The following is a 4,617-nucleotide window of genomic DNA, read 5'->3' as shown; positions in this document are numbered from 1 at the left end:
ACGTTAATTAACTCCTTCATTTTCAAACGATTACGTTAGAATTAACAGAGTATTGGAAGAAGTACAAAACAAAAATAGTTGGCGCTGTCTTTGTCTCAAAGGTATTCAATCCACCACATAATACACTACTTGCATGGTTAAGAATCGTGTTTAGCCACAAATAAAGTTTAAAGCATTAACTTTTCGCGTCCAAACTCCGAAAATATATACGCTATATGATAATTAAACAAAAAGTGTTATCTTTGCATCGTGAACATAAATAATCATAAATATGACAGAAAAAGAAATACAATATAAAGAATTGGTCAACAGAATCTGTGATTTTACAGATGAGTATGGCCCTAAATTGCGTAGGCATGTAGCTTCCTTTCAAGTATCTCCAATATTTGATAAGGATGTAGATATTTTGTTTTTAGGTTTTAATCCTGCAGAAGGTGGGCAGGAAGCAAACTATAAACCAGAAGATCGTCAACTCTACAAGAAACGCTTTTTTGAAGGGAATCCTTATCCTCCTGAAACATGGGCTGTTGGTAACGGTGTAAGCAAACGTGTACCAGCTCATTCAAAATGGAATTGGATATTCAATCCTTGCAATGATGCTAATTTATTTCAGAAAGAAGGTCTTGCAGAGCAAGTAACAAGTGGAAACTATATGTTTTTCAATCTATTCTTCTTTGGCTCGCCAATGTCAGACGATGCTGGTAAACTGTCTGACTCCCCCAAAGATTACTCTGAGGCTCTCAAAAAATGTACAGATTTTACTATTGAAATCGTTGATATATTGAAACCCAAATGTGTACTGTGTCTTTCTATAAATAATGTTTTCAATAAAGTAAAGAATGCAACCAGATCGAAAGTAACAAAACCTTTGGCTGGTTCTAATTTATCAAGATTTGAACATAACGGTGTCGTATACTATGGTATGACACATTTGCAATATCCTGCGATGAAAAAGGAGTATGTTCAAAACATCGCTCGTTTCATAAAACAAGACATGAAATTTTAATATTTGAATTCATTAGTGTCCCGTTAAAAAAGGGACACTAATGACTATGTTTTGAGACTTATGAAAAAGATCTTTGTCGTAATCTTGTGCGTAATTACTGCTTTTGTTGCATGTACGAACAAAACTGCAAATAGCACGAATGAAGCAGATACTTCATACGAAGACTCTCTGTATGCTGAAATAAGAGAAAGGGAAATAGAGGATTCCTTGATTCGAGAGAGTCATAAGTATATCAACTCTGTGAAAGGGCATAAGGAAGAATACCTTATTACGGGCAGATTTGTTGATAATAGTGTTGATACTTTATGGTTCGAATGTCCAGACGAAGACAATCGTGATGTTTGGGAACTATGTTGTAGCAACAAAGCTGTAAAGAGATGCAAGTTCTGGGGAGTGTCCCCAAGACTTGTGTTTGAAGGAGATTTGGATGGAAATGGTACTGATGACTTCGGTTTCATAGATACATGGCACACATCTAATTGTCGTAATTATCATGTGGCAACGATAAGAAACCACACGATAATATCCATGCTGCAATTTGAAACAGCATATAGTTTGCGAGCATCTGGCAAGAAATTGGTTAAGAAGTCTAATCGAAAGGGTTATGCCCATGTCATATGTTCTGATATGGAAGCACCGGGTTCATGCTGTAATCGGGCTCCTGACGTAGATACATTGATAAGGTTTGACTATCAGAAATTTGACCAAAGTGATTTTAAATAAAAATTAGACGCTATATGATAATAATTAAACAAAAAGTGTTATCTTTGCATCATGAACATAAACAATGGCCATTCACCTATGTCCTTGATAAATCATCGTAGGCGTAGTGCTAGATGGCATGGAGCGAGCCAAAAAGTGGGACAATCAGCGGCCCCTCTTTTCTTAGACCGAATAGATATCCAGTGCGAGATCTCCGCTTTGCCGTTCAAGGAGCTGTCGAAGGCTGCTCCCGGTGAGCCGTCGGCGAAGATTCGTGAGCGCGTTATCGCCGCTCGAGCCCTCCAGACCGCCCGTTTCAAGGATGTGCCGGGTGTGCATTGCAACGCGCAGATGACCGAACGCATGATCCACCAGTATGCTGAGCCCGATGAGCAGGGGCTCGACCTTATGCGCCTGGCCATGGAGCGATTGTCGCTCTCTGCCCGTGCCTACTCGCGCATCTTGAAGGTGGCCCGCACCATTGCCGACCTCGCCGCCAGCGACAGAGTGCAGCCACACCACCTCGCCGAGGCCATAGGCTACCGCAACCTCGACCGTGGCGATTGGGCGGAGAGGTAGTCAGCCGAACCTTAAGGACCTCACGAACGTGCGTCCCCCCTCAAAAAAAACTTGGTAATGCTACGATGCTTCCCTTAGCAAGGATAAAGAATAATCACTATAAAACAGTAAAATTTACAAATTAACCGAGAATGATAGCCTCTCTATAATTAGTCGAGCCTTAAAAACTTCGCACATGCGCGCATGTGAATGCATTATATGTGATAACCGACCATTGTCCCTCTGTCATGAGCCTCCTAATGACCCATTTGAAAAGGCACAAAAAGAGCCTCACGGCTCTTTTGAGGTTATATGCGGCAGCAGCGAGCATGACTGAGCGAAACGGATGTAAGCCGAGCCAAAAGGTGTTTGAACTGACTATATTGGGAATATGTAACAGGTATCTTAAAAAAAATGACTGCGGATGCAGGGATTACGAAAAATGTCAGTTTCCATACGAGCCGTCACACATTTGCCGTGCTGACACTGGCTGCCGGAAGTGACTTGTACACAGTAGGCAAGTTGCTCGGACATACGAGCATAAATTCAACACAGGTGTATGCCGATGTGGTTATGGAAACAAAGGTTGAAGCCATTAGCCGAATTTCAAATTATTTTTCTAACTTGTAAAATACGGGGCTGCGCCGTAAACCTTAATTACGACACAGCCCCATATTTTCATCATCACTTTATTTTATATGCAGCTTTACGTGGATTATTTTTTCCGATAACCACATTTTGGGCATACTCCATCCGCGTTGAGGGCGACACCGCAAAGAGGACAGCGGTCTATGTTATTCTTTGTGGTAAACTCGGCAGACGCGGCATTCACACCGCTTGTGAAAGTGATCTTAGCGATGTTCAGTTTGTCTTTCAACAAGTCATATACAATCTTAATCATACCTTCCACTGTCATGGTTTCTTTGGTAACAACCAGACGGGCATTGGGGTAAGCCGTTGCCAATTCGGTCTTGAAGGCCTCTCCTTTCATTTTGTTTTGCGGATGGCCGTTTTTGATGCCTTGCTTTTCATACACATCAAGAATGGCAGGAAGCAAAGGGTCATCTTCGCGGAGCACCAAGGCATGGTCAAAATTCTTCAACAGGCTCCATGCCACCTTTTGGATTTCATTACAAGGGTACACCATGTTTACACCTTCTTCAACCGTATCTTCCACCTCAATGGTCAGTGTGCCAGTGTGACCGTGAAGATACTGGGCTTCGCCTTGGAAGCCATAGAACCGATGTGCATACTGCAAATCGAAAGTCGTGATACTTCTCATACTTTTTACTTTTTAGAGTTTAACTTTGGGTTATTTATCGTTATCTGCACCTGTATTTGGCTAATGTCAACCGATGCAAAATTCTTTTCTTTCAAATACTGTCGTATCAATTCCGTAAGCCCTTCATCCATATAATCCAAGATGCTCTCTCCCTCGAATATGTGGTGATGCTCTGTCACGGTAATGTCATAATAGCTTATCCCCACTTCGGGATGGAACACAAGTGATAACAGATTAGCCTTGCAAAACGAATCAAGAATGCGATAGATGGTTGAGATGGTTATCTCATTATCTTTGGATTGCACACTCTTGATTATTTCATCAATGGCAGCATGACGCAATTCCATCATAACCTCATAAACCACTTTACGTTGCGGAGTAATTTTTAGGCCTGCGTTCTTTATAATCCCGTACTTTCCATTCTTCTCATATTGTGATGCAGCAAAGTTAATGATAATATTTCGCATTTGCAATTTTTTTATCAACAAAATTGCTGCTTTTTGAAGAATAAAACCCCGTCACATATTTATCTGTTCGAAGATAGTGGCATATTGGTGGGGGTTCACATATAATGATGTGGTTCCCGAGTGTTATATTATCACTATGGATGGTCTTGAATCGGAACCTTTCGCCGACGTTGCGCCCTACATTTTTGAGGATCTGGGACGCGCCTATGCTGTCGTAAAGAAGCAATACCGCAATACAGACCTCAAAAAACATGTTATCGGACTCAACCTCGTCGAAATACATTCCTTAGATTCTGTCTATCAGAAATTCACCTGGCCCATGTGGGAATGTATGGAGTCTATGCACAATGGAGCAATTCTAATCAAAAAGGCTCGACTAATTAAACAAAAGTATTATCTTTGCATCGTGAACATAAACAATGGCCATTCATCTATGTCCTTGATAAATCATCGTAGGCGTAGTGCTAGATGGCATGGAGCGAGCCAAAAAGTGGGACAATCAGCGGCCCCTCTTTTCTTAGACCGAATAGATATCCAGTGCGAGATCTCCGCTTTGCCGTTCAAGGAGCTGTCGAAGGCTGCTCCCGGTGAGCCGTCGGCGA

General features: G+C 41.7%; 5 protein-coding genes and 1 pseudogene. 4 read left to right on the top strand and 2 right to left on the bottom strand.

The features are described from left to right. Positions 1 to 271: 271 nt before the first annotated feature. The 4 genes and pseudogenes from KM934_RS12365 (at position 272) to KM934_RS13220 (ending at position 2,896) form a co-directional block, all read left to right on the top strand. The gene (locus KM934_RS12365) at positions 272 to 1,006 is read left to right on the top strand and encodes a hypothetical protein (protein ID WP_215760908.1); all 735 of its coding nucleotides are present in this window, start codon (positions 272 to 274) and stop codon (positions 1,004 to 1,006) included. A gap of 60 nt (positions 1,007 to 1,066) precedes the next feature. Continuing rightward, positions 1,067 to 1,729, top strand: coding sequence for a hypothetical protein (locus KM934_RS12360; RefSeq protein WP_215760907.1), 663 nt, complete (start codon positions 1,067 to 1,069; stop codon positions 1,727 to 1,729). Between the two features lie 159 nt (positions 1,730 to 1,888). Continuing rightward, positions 1,889 to 2,287 (top strand): annotated as a pseudogene (locus KM934_RS12355) (magnesium chelatase subunit ChlI family protein); the annotation flags it as partial. Between the two features lie 393 nt (positions 2,288 to 2,680). Further along, the gene (locus KM934_RS13220) at positions 2,681 to 2,896 is read left to right on the top strand and encodes a tyrosine-type recombinase/integrase (RefSeq protein ID WP_252344999.1); all 216 of its coding nucleotides are present in this window, start codon (positions 2,681 to 2,683) and stop codon (positions 2,894 to 2,896) included. Between the two features lie 85 nt (positions 2,897 to 2,981). Here KM934_RS13220 and KM934_RS12345 read toward each other — a convergent pair whose 3' ends face one another. Both KM934_RS12345 and KM934_RS12340 read right to left on the bottom strand, forming a co-directional pair. Next, a complete protein-coding gene (locus KM934_RS12345; protein WP_094389332.1) occupies positions 2,982 to 3,548 on the bottom strand; it encodes a 6-carboxytetrahydropterin synthase in 567 nt (188 codons plus the stop codon). 5 nt (positions 3,549 to 3,553) lie between these two features. Next, the gene (locus KM934_RS12340) at positions 3,554 to 4,015 is read right to left on the bottom strand and encodes a Fur family transcriptional regulator (RefSeq protein WP_215760906.1); all 462 of its coding nucleotides are present in this window, start codon (positions 4,013 to 4,015) and stop codon (positions 3,554 to 3,556) included. Positions 4,016 to 4,617 lie beyond the last annotated feature (602 nt).

The sequence above is a fragment of the Hallella faecis genome (genome assembly GCF_018789675.1).
In the GTDB taxonomy this organism is placed as follows: Bacteria; Bacteroidota; Bacteroidia; order Bacteroidales; family Bacteroidaceae; genus Prevotella; species Prevotella faecis.
Note: the sequence above shows the minus strand (reverse complement) of the source record. Positions and strands in the feature narration are given on the sequence as shown.

Coding starts and splice junctions, on each gene's coding strand:
- KM934_RS12365 (WP_215760908.1), top strand. CDS start 272: ATGACAGAAAAAGAAATACAATATAAAGAATTGGTCAACAGAATCTGT.
- KM934_RS12360 (WP_215760907.1), top strand. CDS start 1,067: ATGAAAAAGATCTTTGTCGTAATCTTGTGCGTAATTACTGCTTTTGTT.
- KM934_RS13220 (WP_252344999.1), top strand. CDS start 2,681: ATGACTGCGGATGCAGGGATTACGAAAAATGTCAGTTTCCATACGAGC.
- KM934_RS12345 (WP_094389332.1), bottom strand. CDS start 3,548: ATGAGAAGTATCACGACTTTCGATTTGCAGTATGCACATCGGTTCTAT.
- KM934_RS12340 (WP_215760906.1), bottom strand. CDS start 4,015: ATGCGAAATATTATCATTAACTTTGCTGCATCACAATATGAGAAGAAT.